17 protein-coding genes are annotated in these 17,179 nt (G+C 45.7%); 10 read left to right on the top strand and 7 right to left on the bottom strand.

The genetic code is table 11. The features are described from left to right. Positions 1–23: 23 nt before the first annotated feature. The 4 genes from FBF61_RS11565 to greA form a co-directional block, all read right to left on the bottom strand. A complete protein-coding gene (locus FBF61_RS11565; RefSeq protein WP_138477388.1) occupies positions 24–1,076 on the bottom strand; it encodes a PA0069 family radical SAM protein in 1,053 nt (350 codons plus the stop codon). 57 nt (positions 1,077–1,133) lie between these two features. After that, positions 1,134–2,204, bottom strand: coding sequence for a M42 family metallopeptidase (locus FBF61_RS11560; RefSeq protein ID WP_138477387.1), 1,071 nt, complete (start codon positions 2,202–2,204; stop codon positions 1,134–1,136). Positions 2,205–2,260: 56 nt separating this feature from the next. After that, a complete protein-coding gene (locus FBF61_RS11555) occupies positions 2,261–2,602 on the bottom strand; it encodes a hypothetical protein (protein WP_138477386.1) in 342 nt (113 codons plus the stop codon). A gap of 118 nt (positions 2,603–2,720) precedes the next feature. Then, on the bottom strand, positions 2,721–3,203 hold the full coding sequence (greA, locus tag FBF61_RS11550) for a transcription elongation factor GreA (RefSeq protein WP_138477385.1): 483 nt from the start codon (positions 3,201–3,203) through the stop codon (positions 2,721–2,723). Between the two features lie 232 nt (positions 3,204–3,435). Here greA and fmt point away from each other — a divergent pair, with 232 nt between their 5' ends. The 6 genes from fmt (at position 3,436) to FBF61_RS35520 (ending at position 6,712) form a co-directional block, all read left to right on the top strand. Further along, positions 3,436–4,356, top strand: coding sequence for a methionyl-tRNA formyltransferase (gene fmt, locus FBF61_RS11545; protein WP_262712807.1), 921 nt, complete (start codon positions 3,436–3,438; stop codon positions 4,354–4,356). Between the two features lie 11 nt (positions 4,357–4,367). Continuing rightward, a complete protein-coding gene (locus FBF61_RS11540; RefSeq protein WP_138477384.1) occupies positions 4,368–4,865 on the top strand; it encodes a dihydrofolate reductase in 498 nt (165 codons plus the stop codon). A 41-nt stretch (positions 4,866–4,906) separates the two neighbouring features. After that, positions 4,907–5,998, top strand: coding sequence for an alpha/beta hydrolase (locus FBF61_RS11535; RefSeq protein WP_138477383.1), 1,092 nt, complete (start codon positions 4,907–4,909; stop codon positions 5,996–5,998). Positions 5,999–6,061: 63 nt separating this feature from the next. After that, positions 6,062–6,289: a hypothetical protein gene (locus FBF61_RS11530; protein ID WP_138477382.1), complete on the top strand. Its 228-nt coding sequence runs from the start codon at positions 6,062–6,064 to the stop codon at positions 6,287–6,289. Next, the gene (locus FBF61_RS35060) at positions 6,282–6,527 is read left to right on the top strand and encodes a putative toxin-antitoxin system toxin component, PIN family (protein WP_310590272.1); all 246 of its coding nucleotides are present in this window, start codon (positions 6,282–6,284) and stop codon (positions 6,525–6,527) included. Before FBF61_RS11530 ends, FBF61_RS35060 begins: the two co-directional genes overlap by 8 nt. After that, positions 6,455–6,712, top strand: a complete 258-nt coding sequence (locus tag FBF61_RS35520) for a putative toxin-antitoxin system toxin component, PIN family (protein ID WP_374756611.1) — start codon at positions 6,455–6,457, stop codon at positions 6,710–6,712. The genes FBF61_RS35060 and FBF61_RS35520 overlap by 73 nt, the downstream gene beginning before the upstream one ends. A gap of 97 nt (positions 6,713–6,809) precedes the next feature. Here the strand turns inward: FBF61_RS35520 and hslU are convergent, their stop codons facing one another. Further along, positions 6,810–8,213 carry an ATP-dependent protease ATPase subunit HslU gene (gene hslU, locus FBF61_RS11520; RefSeq protein ID WP_138477381.1) on the bottom strand — a complete coding sequence of 468 codons (1,404 nt, stop codon included), beginning with the start codon at positions 8,211–8,213 and terminating at the stop codon, positions 6,810–6,812. 206 nt (positions 8,214–8,419) lie between these two features. Between hslU and FBF61_RS11515 the strand changes: the two genes are divergently transcribed. The 3 genes from FBF61_RS11515 (at position 8,420) to FBF61_RS11505 (ending at position 13,715) form a co-directional block, all read left to right on the top strand. Then, positions 8,420–10,699 (top strand): GH92 family glycosyl hydrolase, encoded by a 2,280-nt coding sequence (locus FBF61_RS11515; protein ID WP_138477380.1) that lies wholly within the window; start codon positions 8,420–8,422, stop codon positions 10,697–10,699. 27 nt (positions 10,700–10,726) lie between these two features. Continuing rightward, a complete protein-coding gene (locus FBF61_RS11510) occupies positions 10,727–11,134 on the top strand; it encodes a c-type cytochrome (protein WP_138477379.1) in 408 nt (135 codons plus the stop codon). 184 nt (positions 11,135–11,318) lie between these two features. After that, positions 11,319–13,715 carry a TonB-dependent receptor gene (locus FBF61_RS11505; protein ID WP_138477378.1) on the top strand — a complete coding sequence of 799 codons (2,397 nt, stop codon included), beginning with the start codon at positions 11,319–11,321 and terminating at the stop codon, positions 13,713–13,715. Positions 13,716–13,809: 94 nt separating this feature from the next. Here the strand turns inward: FBF61_RS11505 and FBF61_RS11500 are convergent, their stop codons facing one another. Then, positions 13,810–15,267, bottom strand: a complete 1,458-nt coding sequence (locus tag FBF61_RS11500) for a gluconokinase (protein WP_138477377.1) — start codon at positions 15,265–15,267, stop codon at positions 13,810–13,812. A gap of 283 nt (positions 15,268–15,550) precedes the next feature. Here FBF61_RS11500 and FBF61_RS11495 point away from each other — a divergent pair, with 283 nt between their 5' ends. Next, positions 15,551–15,739 carry a hypothetical protein gene (locus tag FBF61_RS11495; RefSeq protein WP_138477376.1) on the top strand — a complete coding sequence of 63 codons (189 nt, stop codon included), beginning with the start codon at positions 15,551–15,553 and terminating at the stop codon, positions 15,737–15,739. A gap of 48 nt (positions 15,740–15,787) precedes the next feature. Here FBF61_RS11495 and FBF61_RS11490 read toward each other — a convergent pair whose 3' ends face one another. Continuing rightward, positions 15,788–17,020 (bottom strand): metallophosphoesterase family protein, encoded by a 1,233-nt coding sequence (locus tag FBF61_RS11490; protein WP_138477375.1) that lies wholly within the window; start codon positions 17,018–17,020, stop codon positions 15,788–15,790. Positions 17,021–17,179: the final 159 nt, after the last annotated feature.

Raw genomic sequence — 17,179 nt, 5'->3', positions numbered from 1 at the left:
TGTATTCGTGGCATAAAAAAATCTCAGAACAACTTCATCTGCCCGCCTCTCATAAACTGCGAAGTATCCAGTTTAGGCAATTCCTTATCTTTAAAATATTTCCGGCACGCCAGGTTATGAAGCTGGCGGATGTTCTCTGCAAAGTTCCCCTCTCCAACCATCCTGAACCCGAACCTGGAATCGTTGACGGTCCCTCCGTGACATTCTTTGATCTGATTGAGAATTTTGGCCGCCCTCTCAGGAAAATGGTGATTAACCCACTCTTCAAACAACGCCGCAATGGCCCCGTTCAGCCTTACCACGGTATATCCTGCCCAAACCGCCCCGTTTTCAGAAGCCGCCTTGATAATTGAAGGTATTTCGTGGTCATTCAATCCGGGAATGATCGGTGCTGTCATAACACCCATCGGAATACCGGCTTCATGCAAGGTTTTCACCACGTGCAATCTTCTTTTGCCGGTGACTGTGCGGGGTTCCAGCGCGGTCCTCAAATCTTCGTTCAGAGAGGTAATGGATATCGCTCCATGTACGAGGTTGAGTTTCGCAAGTTTTTCAAGTACATCAATATCACGCAGGATCAGAGCATTTTTCGTCAGGACGCTCACAGGGTTTCTGTATTTCAGACAAATTTCCAGAAGCTGCCGGGTAATCCTGTACTTCTTTTCCCCTGGCTGATAGCAGTCTGTATTTCCGGAAAGATGAATACTATGCGGTTGCCAGGATTTAGAGTTAAATAACTTTTCAAGCAGCTGGGGAGCATTTTTTTTAACAATGATCTTGGTTTCAAAATCAAGCCCGGCGGAATACCCCCAGTATTCATGCGAATTGCGGGCATAACAGTAAATACAGCCGTGCTCACAGCCCCTGTAAGGATTGATGGAATGAAAATGTCCGAGATCCGGGCTATCCGAAACGCTCATCAACGTCTTGGATTCTTCCTCGATAAACTGCGTTTTGGGATTTACTTCCTGATCTTCCCATTGCTGCCAGTCCTCGGAAGTATATTCGATTTCGTGTTTTTGGAACCTGTTATGGGTGTTAATGCCGGCTCCCCGTCCCCTCGCCCTGTTGTCCATGGATATTTTTTTTAAAGTAACTGCCCCGCACCCCGGCCGGGCAGTTACCCGGACCTCTTATTTTATATACCTGAAATCTTCGTCCCCTTTCAGCGAAAGCAGCACGTCGTGCATCAGCTGGATTACATTTTTTACATCATCCTTGTGTACCATTTCAACCGTCGTATGCATGTATTTCAATGGCAGAGAGATCAAAGCGGAAGCTATGCCTTCTGTAGAATAGGCAAATGAATCTGTGTCAGTCCCCGTTGAGCGGCTCACCGCCTGACGCTGAAACGGAATATTTTTCTCATCTGCAATTTTAATCAGAAGGTCGCGCAGGTTGTTTTGAACCGCCGGACCATAACAAATCACAGGGCCGTTACCGCTTTTCAAGTCGCCCTGTTCTTTTTTATTGTACATCGGTGACTGGGTATCATGTGTTACGTCCGTACAAATCGCCAGGTCCGGTTTGAGGCGCCGCGAGATCATTTCCGCCCCTCGCAAGCCGATTTCTTCCTGTACAGCATTCACAACATAAAGCGTAAAAGGCAGCCTGACATTGTTTTCATGAAGCATTCTGGCAACCTCTGCAATCATAAAACCACCCATACGGTTATCCAGCGCCCGGCCCAGATAATATTTGCCATTTAATTCATCGAATCCGTCAGCAAACGTTACGACCGTGCCGACATGGATCCCCATTTCAAGAACCTCGTCCTTTTTGGCAGCGCCTACGTCGATAAACAGCTCATGCACTTTGGGCACCTGGTCCTTCGCCACGTCACGAACATGGATTGCCGGCCAGCCAAAAACACCCTTTACGACACCTTTGGCAGTATGAAGATTAACGCGCATGGAAGGTGCTATAGCTGCATCGGAGCCCCCGTTCCGGCGAACGTGTATATAACCATCGTCAGAAATATAATTGACAAACCAGGAAATTTCATCGGAATGGGCTTCGATCACTACCTTATAGTCCTGCCCCGGGCCGATCACTCCGACTGCGGTACCATATACATCAATGATCTGTTCTTCAATGTAAGGCTTAATGTAATCCAGCCAGATTTGCTGACCAGTAGATTCAAAGCCTGTCGGTGAGGCATTGTTTAAATATTTGTAAAGGAACTCGGTGCTTTTATCTGACATACTATTATATAAAAATTACTAAAAATCCATATTCTATCCCTCCTCCCTTTCCTCCTTCATCCTTTCCCTCCCCTCTGAACATACTTCAAAAACGCCCAGAATTTTCTATTTTTCAGATAGTCAAAATCATCCTGGTTCCGGAAAGCTTCCCTTTCAAATGAAATATGAAGATAGGCTAAATAATGTTTTTTGTACTGAACCAAACGGATTAAATATTCCACAAAATACCACACATAAAACACTACCAGACCCATTTCAATCTGTTGCCTCAAATGAATACGTTCATGGTTGATCAGCAAACGTGCCGGGGATTTGGTTTTCAGAAAAATAAAGGGATAAAAGGCCATTCCTTCCACCCAGAGCGACGAAACATTTAGCACAATTCCTTTGAATTTCATATCGGGGTACCGTTTGTCGGTCGGCCGGAATTTTAAAAACCAATTTTAAATAAAAATGTTGGATTGTAAAATGAAGCTTTCACTTTACAATCCAACATTCAATTACAAATCCCGCAAACTATTCGCTGAACCTGCTTATATCAAGTACTTCAAATTCCATTAATCCGGCGGGCACTTTGATCTCGGTCGTTTCGCCTACTTTTTTGCCCAACAACCCCTTTCCGATTGGCGAACCTACCGAAATTTTGCCGGTCTTAAGGTCTGCTTCCTCTTCTGAAACCAGCGTGTAGGTCACTTCCATACCATTTTTACGGTTTTTGATCTTTACCTTGGAAAGAACCGCGACCTGTGACGTGTCAATGGATGACTCATCTATCACACGTGCGTTTGACATGATTTCTTCCAGTTTGGCGATTTTCATTTCATGCATTCCCTGCGCATCTTTTGCCGCATCATATTCTGCATTTTCACTCAAATCACCTTTATCCCGAGCCTCGGCAATCTGACGTGCAATCTCCGTGCGGCCTTTGGTTTTCATATCATTCAGCTCATTCTTCAGCTTATTTAATCCTTCTTCCGTATAGTATGAAATTTTAGCCATGACCTTAATTAAGTTTATATGTCTTTAGATTTTTGAAAATTTGAATAAAAAAAAAGAACGGCTCTAAGACCGCTCTACAAGAGTTTATATCACTCGTAGTAGAAGGCTAGAAGACCTTATCTTTTCGGCTTGTATGTAATTTGAGCTTCACCATAATTTTCTGTTAAGAACGACAAAAATAACAATATTTGTAAATGGTAACACGATTTTTATCCAAAAGAGACAACAATACATGTCAGAACCATTAAGAATAATATTCATGGGAACACCCGAATTTGCAGTCCCAAGTTTACAAAGTCTTGTCGATAGTAATTCTAACGTTGTGGCCGTAATAACTGTTCCCGATAAGCCCTCCGGCCGGGGCCAGAAACAGACCGCATCACCCGTGAAAATATATGCCGAAGAACAGGGAATTCCTGTGTTACAACCTGAAAAACTGAGAGATCCGGATTTTCTTGAAACACTCAAATCTCTTAAAGCCGATCTTCAGGTGGTAGTCGCTTTTCGCATGCTGCCGGAAGTGGTATGGAGCATGCCTTCCAAAGGCACATTCAATTTACACAGCTCCCTCCTGCCGCAATACCGGGGTGCCGCTCCGATCAACTGGGCTGTTATAAACGGAGAAACTGAAACAGGCGTCACCACTTTCTTCATTGAAAAGGATATTGATACTGGAAAGATCATTTTTCAGGAAAAAGAAGAAATACTTCCAGAAGATGATGCCGGCTCTGTGTATGAACGGCTGATGCATCGTGGAGCAGCATTGGTCGTAAAAACTGTTGAAGCCATAGCAAAAGGCAGTTACCCCCAGGTCCCGCAGCAAGAATCGGCTGTGCTTAAATCCGCGCCGAAGATTTTCCGCGAAACATGCGAAATCGACTGGAACAAACCCGCAGAGGAAATTCACAACTTTGTGCGCGGCCTGTCTCCCTACCCCGCTGCCTGGACAACCCTCAACGGCCTTTCATGCAAAATATACAAAACTGCCATTTCCGATTACCAGGAAGACGCCGCACCCGGGTCATACCGGACTGACCAAAAAGGTTTTTTATACTTCCGCACTTCCGACGGCTGGCTTTCTGTTAAAGTTTTACAGCTGGAAGGGAAAAAGAGAATGGAGATAGGGGAATTTTTAAGAGGGTATAAGTTGTAAAACCGCATCAGATGTTAATTTCAATTATAGTAGCGGTTACCGAAAACGGGGTGATCGGCAAAGACAATCAGCTCCTTTGGAGACTTCCAGATGATATGAAGCGTTTCAAACAGTTAACGATGGGCAAACCCATCATTATGGGACGAAAAACATACGAGTCCATAGGCAAGCCTTTACCCGGAAGAACTTCGATAGTAGTTACGCGCAATCCCGAATACAAGTTGGATGAAGCAATCGTAGTAAATTCTTTACAGGAGGCAATTTCAAAAGCACGTGAACTCGATGCACAAGAGGCATATATCATAGGTGGCGGAGAGCTGTACAGACAGGCACAATCCGTCTCAGACCGTTTGTACATCACAGAAATCCATACCTTTATGCCCGGCGACACTTATTTTGAGATCAAAGATCCGTCACAATGGATTGAGACGGAACGCTCTGTTCGTGAGGCTGATGACAGGCACAAATACGCATTTGCTTTTGTGGACTATATTAAACAAAAAAATTAATAAGTAATTTTGTCACTACGTAACCCTTAGTGACTCAACGTATGCAAATAGATTTAGAAGTTCTAACCATCGAGTTAGAGACACCTCCTTTCGATAACAGACCGGTTTACATTACGGGGAATTTTTGCAAATGGCTTCCCGATCTGGAAGAGTTCCGGATGACATTGGTTGCTCCCGGACATTACAGGTTTCAGTTCCCCGAGGACATGGAACTCCCGGTTCCACTGGAATATAAATACACCCGCGGCGGCTGGAACCAGGTCGAGCTGGACCGTTTCGGGCAACCTTATGCCAACCGGACTATTACCCAGACGGAAGGTGTTATTGAAGATTTCGTAACACGTTGGCAGACAGATAAGTCAAAAAAAGAAAGTCTGCTGCCGATTATAGAAGTACTTTCCGAAACATTTGAAATTCCGCAGCTCAATAAGAAACGCCGCGTTCATGTACTGCTGCCCCACGGCTATTACGAAAACCCGGAAGTACGCTACCCTGTCCTTTATATGACCGATGCCCAGAACCTTTTTGGAGACGGGTCTCCGTATGGCAACTGGCAAATAGACAAAAGCCTGACCAAACTTGCGGCCGAGGACAAAGCGGATGTAATCATCGTCGCCATTGACCATGGTGATGAAGAGCGTATTCAGGAATTTTCACCTTATGATAATCCTCGCTTGGGCAAAGGACTCGGTTCTCTGTTTTTAAAATTTGTGATAGAAACCCTTAAACCCGTTGTCGATGCAAAATACAGGACCAAACCCGACCGTCTGAACACGGGAATGGGCGGAAGCTCGGTAGGTGGGCTGCTCAGTATCTATGCTGCGCTGATGTTCCCGCACATATTTGGCAGGCTGATGATATTTTCTCCTTCCCTCTGGATTTCACAGCGCGTGTATTTTGATGCGATACATTTTTTCGAGCCCTTTGAAACGCGCATTTATTTGTATGCCGGCGGAAAAGAAGGAGCCAATATGCTGCCTAATTTCACCAAATTCCAGGAAACACTTAAAAATCAAGGCTTCGGTTACAGCCGCGTCAAAATCAACACATCCATTGATCCCCAAGGCGAGCACAGTGAAAAATACTGGAGCAGAGAATTCCCACTGGCTTTGGAGTGGTTGTTTTTTGAATAAGGCTCCTCCTTTTTCATCCCTCCCTCCTTTTTATTAACTTGATCAAACCTATCAAGTTATAACATGGATAGAATTGTGATTGAAGTGGATGACAACCTTGCAAAGGCATGGAGAATCGCTTCTGAAAAGAAAAGAAAGGAAATTGGAAACAAAATAAATGTTTCCCTGGCGCAGGAGTTCTTAAAAGATCCGGCCGGCGAATATCTCGATTTCCTTAAGACATTGAGAAATGACGTTGCCCAAAAAGGACTTACCCAAGACGAGCTGGACGAAATTTTAAAAGATAAGTAAGCCGTTCTTTGTCATTGACACCAATACATTTGTTAGTGCCAATCTCATTGAGAATTCGATTAGTGCACAAGCTTTTGACAAGGCAATTGCATTGGGAATCATTGCCATTAGCGAACAGATTCTGGATGAATACACAGAGGTACTTCATCGAAAAAAGCTTGATAAATATCTGACGGCAAACCAGAGATTAAAAGCAATACAACGAGTAAAAAACAATTCTGTTCTTTTAACCCAGTAATTTCTGTAAGTGATTGCCGGGATCAAAAAGACAATATGATCCTGGAATTGGCTTTAACGTACAATGCCTCCTGTATCATTTCCGGAGATTTCGACCTTCTGGTCCTTCAACCGTTTCGTTCCATACAGATAGTTTCCCCTTCCGATTTTGTAAATAACTACCCGCCGGCAGCGACGAAAGTTTGAAAAATAAAAGGGAGAATGGAGAAATGGGAGGAAAGGGGCAGAAAGGAATTCCGCAGTTGTCCCCCTTCATCCCTTTCCTCCCTCCTCCTTTCTCCCTCTACAAAATATACTGACTCAAATCCCTGTTTTTAACCAATACGGACAGTTTTTCGCTGACCATATCGGCTGTAACTACAATGTGTGAATCCGGGCCGATCATGTCGGGGATATCAAACATAAAATCATTGAGCAGCAAACTCATGACTGTCTGCAGGCGTCGCGCACCAATGTTTTCTACTTCGCTGTTAACTTCAAAAGCAATTCTTGCAATTTCCTGAAGAGCGCCGTCTTCAAATTCCAGCTCCACTCCTTCCGAATCCATCATCGCAATGTATTGCTTGGTAAGCGCATTCTTTGGTGTTTTCAGGATTTGGTAAAAGTCCGATTCGGTCAGACTGTTCAATTCAACGCGAATCGGGAAACGTCCTTGTAATTCGGGAATCAGATCAGAAGGCTTTGCAACGTGGAAAGCGCCGGCAGCTACAAAAAGTATATGGTCCGTCTGGATCACCCCGTGTTTGGTATTCACCGCGCTGCCTTCTACAATCGGCAGCAAGTCACGCTGCACGCCTTCCCGGCTTACGTCCGGCCCGCCTCCGCCGCCCGATCTGCTGGAAGCAACCTTATCAATTTCGTCTATAAAAATGATCCCCAGGTTTTCTGCTTTCTGGATCGCTTCCATTTTCACCTCATCCATATCGATCAGCTTGGATGCCTCCTCGTCCAGCAGGATCTTCTTTGCCTCACCCACTGTCACCTTGCGTTTTTTACCGCGCCTCGGCATCATATTCCCGATCATCTCCTGGATGTTCATCATCGAAACATCATCCATCGCGCCCCCTATCATCCCTACATTAGGCATCTGGTTCTGCTGGATTTCAATTTCGATCTTCCGGGAATCCAGTTCTCCATTTCTTATTTTTTCACGAAAACGCTCACGGGTACGCTGGTTCAGCTCGCCATCATCTTCCGGAATGGCGTCCGAATCTTCGGTTCCATTGTCTGTCCTTTGTTTTTGGACAGGCGCACCGTGAACGGGAGGAATCAGTGCATCCAGGATTATATCTTCCACGGCTTGCTCAGCCTTGATCTTTACTTCTTCTTTTTTTTGCGTTTTTACCATCGCCACGGCCTGTTCCACCAAGTCGCGGACCATACTTTCCACGTCGCGCCCTACATATCCGACTTCTGTAAATTTGGATGCTTCGACTTTCACGAACGGTGCGTCGGCAATTTTTGCGAGGCGGCGGGCAATTTCGGTTTTACCTACTCCAGTTGCCCCGATCATCAGAATATTGTTCGGGATAATCTCTCTCTGAATGTCCTCAGGGCTATTCATACGCCTCCACCGGTTTCTCAAAGCAATGGCAACATTACGTTTCGCGTCATTTTGTCCGATGATGTATTGATCAAGTTCGAAAACAATCTGACGGGGGGTTAGGCGGTTCAAGTGTTCAGTCATTGTGATTTATATCAATTCGTAACTTATTATTATTTTACACGGGCTTTCAACCTTATTATTTTAACGGTGTAAAGAACTATGCCCGTACAAAATGTCAGGTTCAGTTCTTCCGGCCAAAACTTTTGCCGGTTTACTTTTAGTTAATCGGGCTTCCATTACTTTTGTTTTATCATCACACTTTTAAAGCTGTCCACATCATTTTCCGTATGAAAAAAATTATCCATTCCCTCCTGATATTGTTTGCAGGAACTTCCCTGCTAGCCCAGTCTCCCTCACAAAAAAATCTGGTGGATATGGTCAATCCGCTTATGGGTACGCAATCAAAGTTCAGTCTTTCGTCGGGTAATACTTATCCTGCCATTGCACTGCCATGGGCAATGAATTTCTGGATGCCGCAAACCGGCAAAATGGGCGACGGCTGGGCCTATATGTACGATGCCGAAAAGATCAGGGGATTCAAGCAGACCCACCAGCCAAGTCCGTGGATCAATGATTACGGCCAGTTTTCGATTTTACCGATCACCGGAAAACTGAAAATTGATGAAGACAGCCGCGCAAGCTGGTTTTCACACAAAGCCGAAGTTGCAAAGCCACATTATTACAAAGTGTACCTCGCAGATTATGATGTGACAACCGAAATCGCCCCTACCGAACGGGCCGCACAATTCCGTTTTACATTCCCGAAAGCCGACAGTGCGTATGTGTTGCTGGATGCTTTTGACAAAGGATCTTATGTGAAGATCATTCCTTCCGAGCGCAAGATCATTGGTTACACTACCAAAAACAGCGGCGGCGTACCGGCTAATTTCAAAAACTATTTTGTGCTGGTATTTGATAAGGCATTCACGTTTTCATCTGCATTTCGCGGCAAGCAACTCGCAAAAGATACGCTGGAACTCAAAGCAAACCACGTAGGAGCAGTAGTCGGTTTTAAAACAAAAAGAGGCGACCAAGTTGGCCTGAAAGTGGCATCATCTTTTATCAGCCCTGAACAGGCAGAACTGAATCTGCAACGTGAGGTTGGCAATGATAATTTTGATACAACTCTGAAAAAAGGGAGAACAGCCTGGAACCAGGAATTATCACGCATTCAGGTTGAAGGGGACAATATCGATCAGATCCGTACATTCTACTCCTGCCTTTACCGTGTTCTTTTGTTTCCTAGAAAGTTTTATGAGTTTGACAAAGCGAATAAAATCGTCCACTACAGTCCCTACAATGGCGAAGTGCGGCCAGGGTATATGTTCACGGATAACGGCTTCTGGGATACATTCCGAGCGGTTTTTCCATTCTTTACTTTGATGTACCCTACCCTGAATGCGCATATCATGGAGGGGCTTGCCAACGCATACGACGAAAGCGGTTTTTTGCCTGAATGGGCCAGTCCCGGGCACCGCGACTGTATGATAGGTTCTAACTCGGCTTCGCTCATTGCAGACTCTTATGTTAAAGGGATCAGAGGATATGATATCAACAAGCTATATGAGGCTATCATCAAAAATACAGAAAATGCGGGCCCTGTAAGTTCTGTCGGCCGTTTTGGTCATGAATATTACAATGAGCTAGGGTATGTTCCTTACGATGTGAAAGTGAATGAAAATGCTGCCCGTACGCTGGAATACGCCTATGCGGATTTTTGTATTTCCCAATTGGCCAAAGAACTGAAAAAGCCGCAGACGGAAGTTGATCTGTACCTGAAAAGAAGCCAGAATTACAGGAATATCTTCGATCCGGAGACCAAATGGATGCGTGGAAAAAACAAAGACGGCCAGTTTCAGAAACCATTTAATCCTTTCAAATGGGGCGACGCATTCACCGAAGGTAACAGCATTCACTACACCTGGTCGGTGTTTCAGGATGTAAAAGGTTTGATCGGCCTGGTAGGCGGAAGGGAGGCTTTTGTTCAGAAGCTGGATACCGTATTTACACTTCCTCCAATTTTCGATGACAGCTACTATGGTTTCCCCATCCACGAAATCCGCGAGATGCAGATTATGAACATGGGCAATTATGCGCACGGAAACCAGCCGATCCAGCACATGATTTACCTGTATAATTACGCAGGAGCGCCTTCCAAGGCACAATACTGGTCGCGCGAGGTGATGAAAAAACTGTATCAGCCTACTCCCGACGGGTATTGCGGAGATGAAGACAATGGTCAGACATCTGCCTGGTATGTATTCTCATCCCTCGGTTTTTATCCCGTAACACCCGGGACAACCCAATATGTGATCGGATCGCCGCTTTTCAAAAAAGCAACACTTACAATGGAAAATGGGAAGAAATTCACAATTCAGGCACCGGCTTCCAGCGATACGAATATGTACATCCAGGGTGCTACGCTTAACGGTAAGCCCTACGGCAATACCTATCTTGAACATGCTGACATTCAGAAAGGCGGAACAGTTCAGTTCAATCTTGGCGGACAACCTTCCAAAACCTGGGGGACCAAGCCGGAAGCAGCGCCATTTTCGCTAACGAAGTAAGGCTATCGCCAACACAATTAACAACCTATGAAACTACTTCTGACATTTTCTTCTCTGGCTATATTCTGTTGTGCCATATTCCCGAGCCAGAATGATGAACTGGCCAAGAGCATCGAAAGAGGAAAAATGGTTTATTCCGAAAACTGTATCACCTGCCACATGGGTACCGGCGAAGGCGTCACCGCCACTTTTCCTCCCCTGGCGAAATCGGATTATCTGATGCAGACACCCGAGAATGCCATCAAGGCCATCAAGTTTGGCCTGGCGGGAAAAATCAAGGTTAATGGCGTTGAATATGACAACATGATGCCAAACCCGGGTTTAGGTAATGATGAAATAGCAGACGTTATGAACTATATCATGAATTCGTGGGGCAACTCGTCCGATAAAAAAATCATTACGGAAAAGGTCGTAGATGCAGTAAAAGAAGAATAGTAACTGTATTGCCGAAGGGTAAAAAACCAGGGTCGCTGCCAGCAATCCTGGTTTTTTATTGATGCCGTTATCGTAAAATCTCTCTCCCCGATCTTTATTATTTGAAATAAATCTAAATAAAAACTTGTATCACAAATTTCACAGGTGAATATTTGTTTTACAATTTAGACCAAGTTTAAATAATATGAGATTAATTTATACTCTAACGCTATGGACCTTGTCCTGCGCAGCTTTATTTGCACAAACCGGCAAGATTACCGGTCAGGTATTCAGTTCAGACGGCCAGCCAGCCGAGCAGGTAACTATTGGCCTTAAGGGAAGTTCGAAAGGTGCCATTTCAGATGCCAAAGGAAGATTCAACATTGATAAAGTGAAAGCCGGGCCCCATTTGGTTCTGATGAGCTTTGTAGGATCCGAAACGCAGGAAAAACAGGTTGAAGTTATTGCAGGAGAAACTATTGAGCTAACTTTTACCCTTCTGGAAAGCGCTAACCAGTTACAGGAGGTAATTGTGAAAGGCGGGAATCTTTACAACAACGAACAACTTTCGTCAAGCCTCAAATTGATGACGCCCATTCTTGAAACCCCTCAGAATGTGCAGGTGGTAACGTCCAAAGTATTGTCCGATCAGCAAATCATCAGTATGAGCGATGGTTTGATACGCAATGTAAGTGGCGCCACCCGTTTCGAACACTGGGGCGATATGTATGCGAACATCAGCATGCGCGGCTCGCAAATCCAGGCATTCAGAAATGGTTTTAATGTTGTAAACTCTTTCTGGGGACCATTGACCGAAGATATGAGCTTTGTAGAAAACATCGAGTTCGTTAAAGGTCCGGCTGGTTTTATGCTTGCAAACGGTGACCCAAGCGGGCTTTACAATGTGGTTACCAAGAAGCCTACCGGCGAAACAAAGGGTGAAGCTTCGTTCACGATGGGCAGCTTCGATTTTTACCGCACAACCCTGGATCTTGATGGAAAACTATCCAAAGATGGCAAGTTCCTGTATCGCCTGAACCTTGCCGGCCAGAACAAAGGATCTTTCCGCCCTTTTGAATACAACAACCGGTATAGCATAGCTCCTGTCATCACTTATCAGATTGATGAGAAAACAAAACTGACCGCGGAATACGCGCTGCAATATGCTAAGATGTCGAATGTAGGGTCGTTTTATGTTTTCTCTCCCGAAGGGTATGCGACTTTGCCCAGGGATTTCACCTTGATGGCTCCGGGCCTTGCTCCCACAAAGATTAAGGACAACAGTCTTTTTGTTAATTTACAGCACCAGATCAATGACGACTGGAAAGTGACCGCGCAGGTCGCCTACCTGCACTACAATATGGCAGGAAGCAGTGCGTGGCCTGCGATGATCAATTCCGACGGGACCATGCTGCGCGGCGTAGGCTTATGGGACGCAAAGAGTGAGATGACGCTCGGCCAGGTATTTGTTAACGGTAAAGTCACTACCGGAGGCGTGGTGCATCGCCTGCTGGGAGGTATAGATGTTGGTACAAAGGAATATTTTGCCGACTGGGGACAGTCACATGCACTTGATACACTGGGTGGTCTTTTTAATCCGAAAAGCCCAGTCTACGGAATTCCTGCCAATGGCTACCCCGCCTTTGACCGCACACTGGACCTGGAAGCGCGGGCCGTCAGTGCGGGCGGTTTGATGGACCAGAAATATACAGGCCTTTACCTGCAGGACGAGCTTGGATTTTTAGACAACAAGATCAGGCTGACGATCGCCGGACGTTATACTCATTTAAGCCAGGCACAATGGGGCGGGGCGCCCGACAAAGCAGACCACTTCACTCCTCGTCTCGGACTGAGCGTGTCTATTGATAAAAATACCTCCGTGTACGCCTTGTATGACCAGGCATTCCTGCCGCAATCGGGGCGCCTGAGCAGTGGCAAAAAAGTACAGCCTGTCACAGGAAATAATACTGAGTTTGGATTTAAAAGAGACTGGAACGATGGTCGCTGGAACACAACCCTTTCATTTTACCGCATCCTGAAAAACAACGAGCTTACAGGTGATCCGAGCCGTCCAAACTCCGGATTCAGTGTAGAATTGGGCCAAAAAAGAGCACAAGGGGTGGAATTCGATGTACGCGGTTCTATTTTGCCGGGATTAAACCTGACCGCCAACTATGCATATACGAAATCCGAAGTGACCAAAGTGACCGAGGGCGTTACCGTGGCGAAGGTTGGTGACCCGATCCCCGGATTTGCGAAACATACTGCGAACGGATGGCTGAGCTACAAAGCCCAGCATGGTGCGCTGAAAGGCACGGGAATTTCTGGCGGCTTCACCTACCTCGGCGATCGCGCTACCTCAACATGGAGCGATACAGACGACACTTATAACCTTCCAAATTACTTCAAACTGGATGGTGGTGTATTCTGGGAAAAAGACAAAATCCGCCTGACACTCAATGTATTTAACATCCTGGACAAATATTTGTACAGCGGTGGCACGTACGATTTTACTACCACCGGCGGAGCTCCGATCACATCCTACTACTGGCAGGCAGAAGCCCCAAGAAATTACCGTCTTAGCCTGGCTTACAAATTTTAAACTAGGTTATTTCACGAATAAAAAAGTCCTGACCGTCATTGCGGCTCAGGACTTTTTACTGATATAAAAAAAGAAAAAGGACTGAAAGCTCTGTTTAGGAAAACGACGGAAAAACGACGTTTTGTTCATTGAATTTCCCCGCAACAGTCTTATAAACCTGATGTTTCGCAGCATTCGGCTCGAACAGCACGCTTATCGGAGTGAACACTGTCATTTCCGAAAAATCTTTGGCAATCCCCAATGCTTTAAGCCCCATCATCACTGCGCCGACTGTGCCTGTATCCACGGTGTCGTTCAGGGATACCCGGATACCAAAAACATCGGCCAACATCTGCACCCATACAGAACTATTTGCAAAACCGCCGTTTGCATAGATAGTCAGGATTTTGTTTTTTTCAAGAAGCACCTGCCCTACCGACAAAAGGTTCAACAAGATACCTTCCATCACCGCCCTGACAAAATGGGCTTTTGTATGCTGGATGTCGAGCCCTGTAAAACCTCCCCGCACTTTTGAGCTCCAGAGCGGTGCCCGCTCCCCCAGCAGATACGGAAAAAACAGAAGCCCGTCGGAAGCAGCATCAATGGTATCGGCCTCAGCGAAAACCTCCTCAAATTTGAGATCCGGGAAAAACGTGTTTTTTAACCATTCAAAAATCACCCCGCCATTGTTGGAGGCGCCGCCTACTACATAAGTGTCTTCGTCGAGGATATAGCAGAAAGTACGCATTTTGTCATCCAGAAACGGCTCCCCGGAGCAGACCCGGATCGCAGCACTGGTTCCGATCGTGATGGCAAGAGAAGTAGGAGAAATCGCGCCACTGCCCAAATTGGCAAGGCAGCCGTCACTGGCTCCCATGATCAGAGGCGTTCCTTCGGGCACCTTAAAATCATTTCCTGCAGACAGTTTTTCCATGTGGTAGGGCGAGACTGCCTTGGAAAGGCACTTCTCATCCAGACCGATATGTTTCAACGTCCACTTATCCCAGTTTTTCTCTCTTATATTGAATAAACCCGTAGCGGAAGCAATAGAGTAATCGACAAGAAACTGACCTGTGAGCTTATAAATAACATATTCCTTAATTCCGATGAACTTCGCGGCTTTCCTAAAAACCTCCGGTTGATTTTCTTTGAGCCAAAGCAACTTGCTTACCGGCGTCATGGCGTGAATCGGGGTGCCGTTGTTAAGATACATTTTCTTACCTTCCTCTGAGGCTTTCAGGCTTGCAGCGATTTCTGCGCTCCTGTTATCGGCCCAAATAATCAGGTTAGATAAATGCTTTCCGTTTTCGTCCAGCGCCAGTACACCATGCATCGCAGAGCTAAAACTGATCCCCGCAAGTTCGCCTTTTGCGATGCAAGATGCGCTTACTTCCCTGACAGATTCACACAGGGCCTTGAAAATTTCGTCGGGATCCTGCTCACTCCAAGAGGGTTTGGGATGGTACATTTCATAACTGCCGCTGTGTGAAGTCAGAATTGCACCTGTTGCGGCATCAAAAGCGGTGGTTTTAACATTGGTTGTCCCAATATCACATCCGATAATGTAAGGCATTTCTATTCATTTTAGTATTAACGGGGCTTGCACACCGCGAAATATCACTAAAACAAATGTATTAATTCAGCACAAGAAATGATGTTTTAATTACCAGGATTTACCGGTCCCTAAATTTCCTGCCCCGGTTTTTTTTGTTTTTAGTTGAAATGCCAAAAAACTGAACATAGTCTTTCGCCACGAGGTAGGTAGCAAGGGAAAAAAAGGGATGCAGGGTACTGAAAGCTGAGACGTATTTATTATTTTCGCAAAAAACAATCAAGATATCAATCAGTCTGAAATTATGTCCGATACAACACAAACCGAATCTACTGCGCTTGGCAGCGGCGTTTATATTACAGCTTTTATAATCCTGTTCATTATCCTTGCCGTTTTTGCAGACCTTTTCATATTCATTTTGGGTACAATCGGCTTGGTTGTGACATTTGCTGCACTGACAGAGAGCAAAGGCCACGGCGCAGATCACCACTGACCTTGCTTGCATTGGGGATACTTAATGGGTTTCCCTACAAGAAATTTGTTAAACGGCTAACTCCGGAAGTACCTGAATAACTTCCCATCCGAGTTGGCCGTTTTGCATGTCTACCTTCCATTGTTCTGTCAACACGCAGGTATCTTCAAGATCCCTGTACGCTATGGTAAGCTTTTCATTGCTAAGACTCAACATCGCGAAACCATTATATCCCAAAGCATGCCCCTTCAGAACCTTCCTGACGCGACGGTCATAGTATCTTATTTTTGATGCATCCGTCGGGTCGGGCATTTGTATTTCCACCGGCAACCCTCCATGACCGAGGCAACGACCATAGGCAAGCGGCCCTTTCCCATTTCTGCCCTGATTGTAAACAACAAGCCGGTGGTCGTGCCCCCAGAGCCAAATTACCGGGCGTTCCGATGCTCCAAGCAATTCCCTGATTTGCTCTCCCGGCCTGGCATAATCCTCCCGAAACGCAGATATGTAGGGGTGATGGCTCAAAAATAACAACCCCCTTTTATCGTCAGGATTTCCAATATTGACCACGTCGCGGAGCCAGTCCATCTGTTCCTTTTTCAAATGGCAGTCGGGAGGAGAAAGAATCTCGACAAAAGGCCTGCCGACCGAGGTATAACCTGTATCCAGGCCGATAATACGCCAGTAATCATTTTCAAGGCAGAAAAAACCCGCCTGCTGGGTTTTTCTGACATCCCCCTGCTGGATATACATTGCTGGCAAAAGATGCTGAAAAAACGCATTTCCATTGGAATACATTTCGTGGTTCCCCGACAATGCCAGACTCCCCGAGGCCCCATAATACCACGACGCATAAGGTGCCGTAAAATTCTCCTCAACCTCCTTTGGGGCACCTACAAAGTAAATATCCCCCATGTGAATGGTATAGTCAGGGATATGCTTTGCCACCAGGTGTGCAACCCTATCCGACTCTTCAGTATCACTTGCCCAGTCCGAAAGCAAAGCGAGGGTAATCTCATCCCTTGATGCAATCGATGACTGCAGGTTATAAACCCCGGAATCGTCATTTCTTGGATAAGCCTGATATGGATGCCGCGGGCCAAACCTGCTCCTCAGATAATGCCACGCAAATCCGAAGAGATTTGTCTTGAAAAATTCTGATATCGCATTGGTGACTGACGACGTATCCTTCACATGCTTCTCATAGAGTTCCAGCTGTGTTTTTGCATGATTTTCCGCTTCGCTATGCCCCAGGTCGAGGTACTTTTTTGCCCTCTCCTGCGACGATTTCGGCTCAGACATATTTTTTGATAAAAAATGGTTCAGAATTAAATAAAAGCACAACCTAAACAACCCCTGTCACTATTACAAAATTTTCTTGACTGCATGTAACCAGCCGTTCAATTCCGGTGCCAAAATAGTTCTTCCCGGTAGTTGACAATAGCATTCCTTAGAACTACC

Origin of the sequence: Dyadobacter bucti, assembly GCF_005869225.1 — a bacterium.
GTDB lineage: Bacteria > Bacteroidota > Bacteroidia > Cytophagales > Spirosomataceae > Dyadobacter > Dyadobacter bucti.
This window is presented reverse-complemented; position numbering and strand designations above follow the sequence as displayed.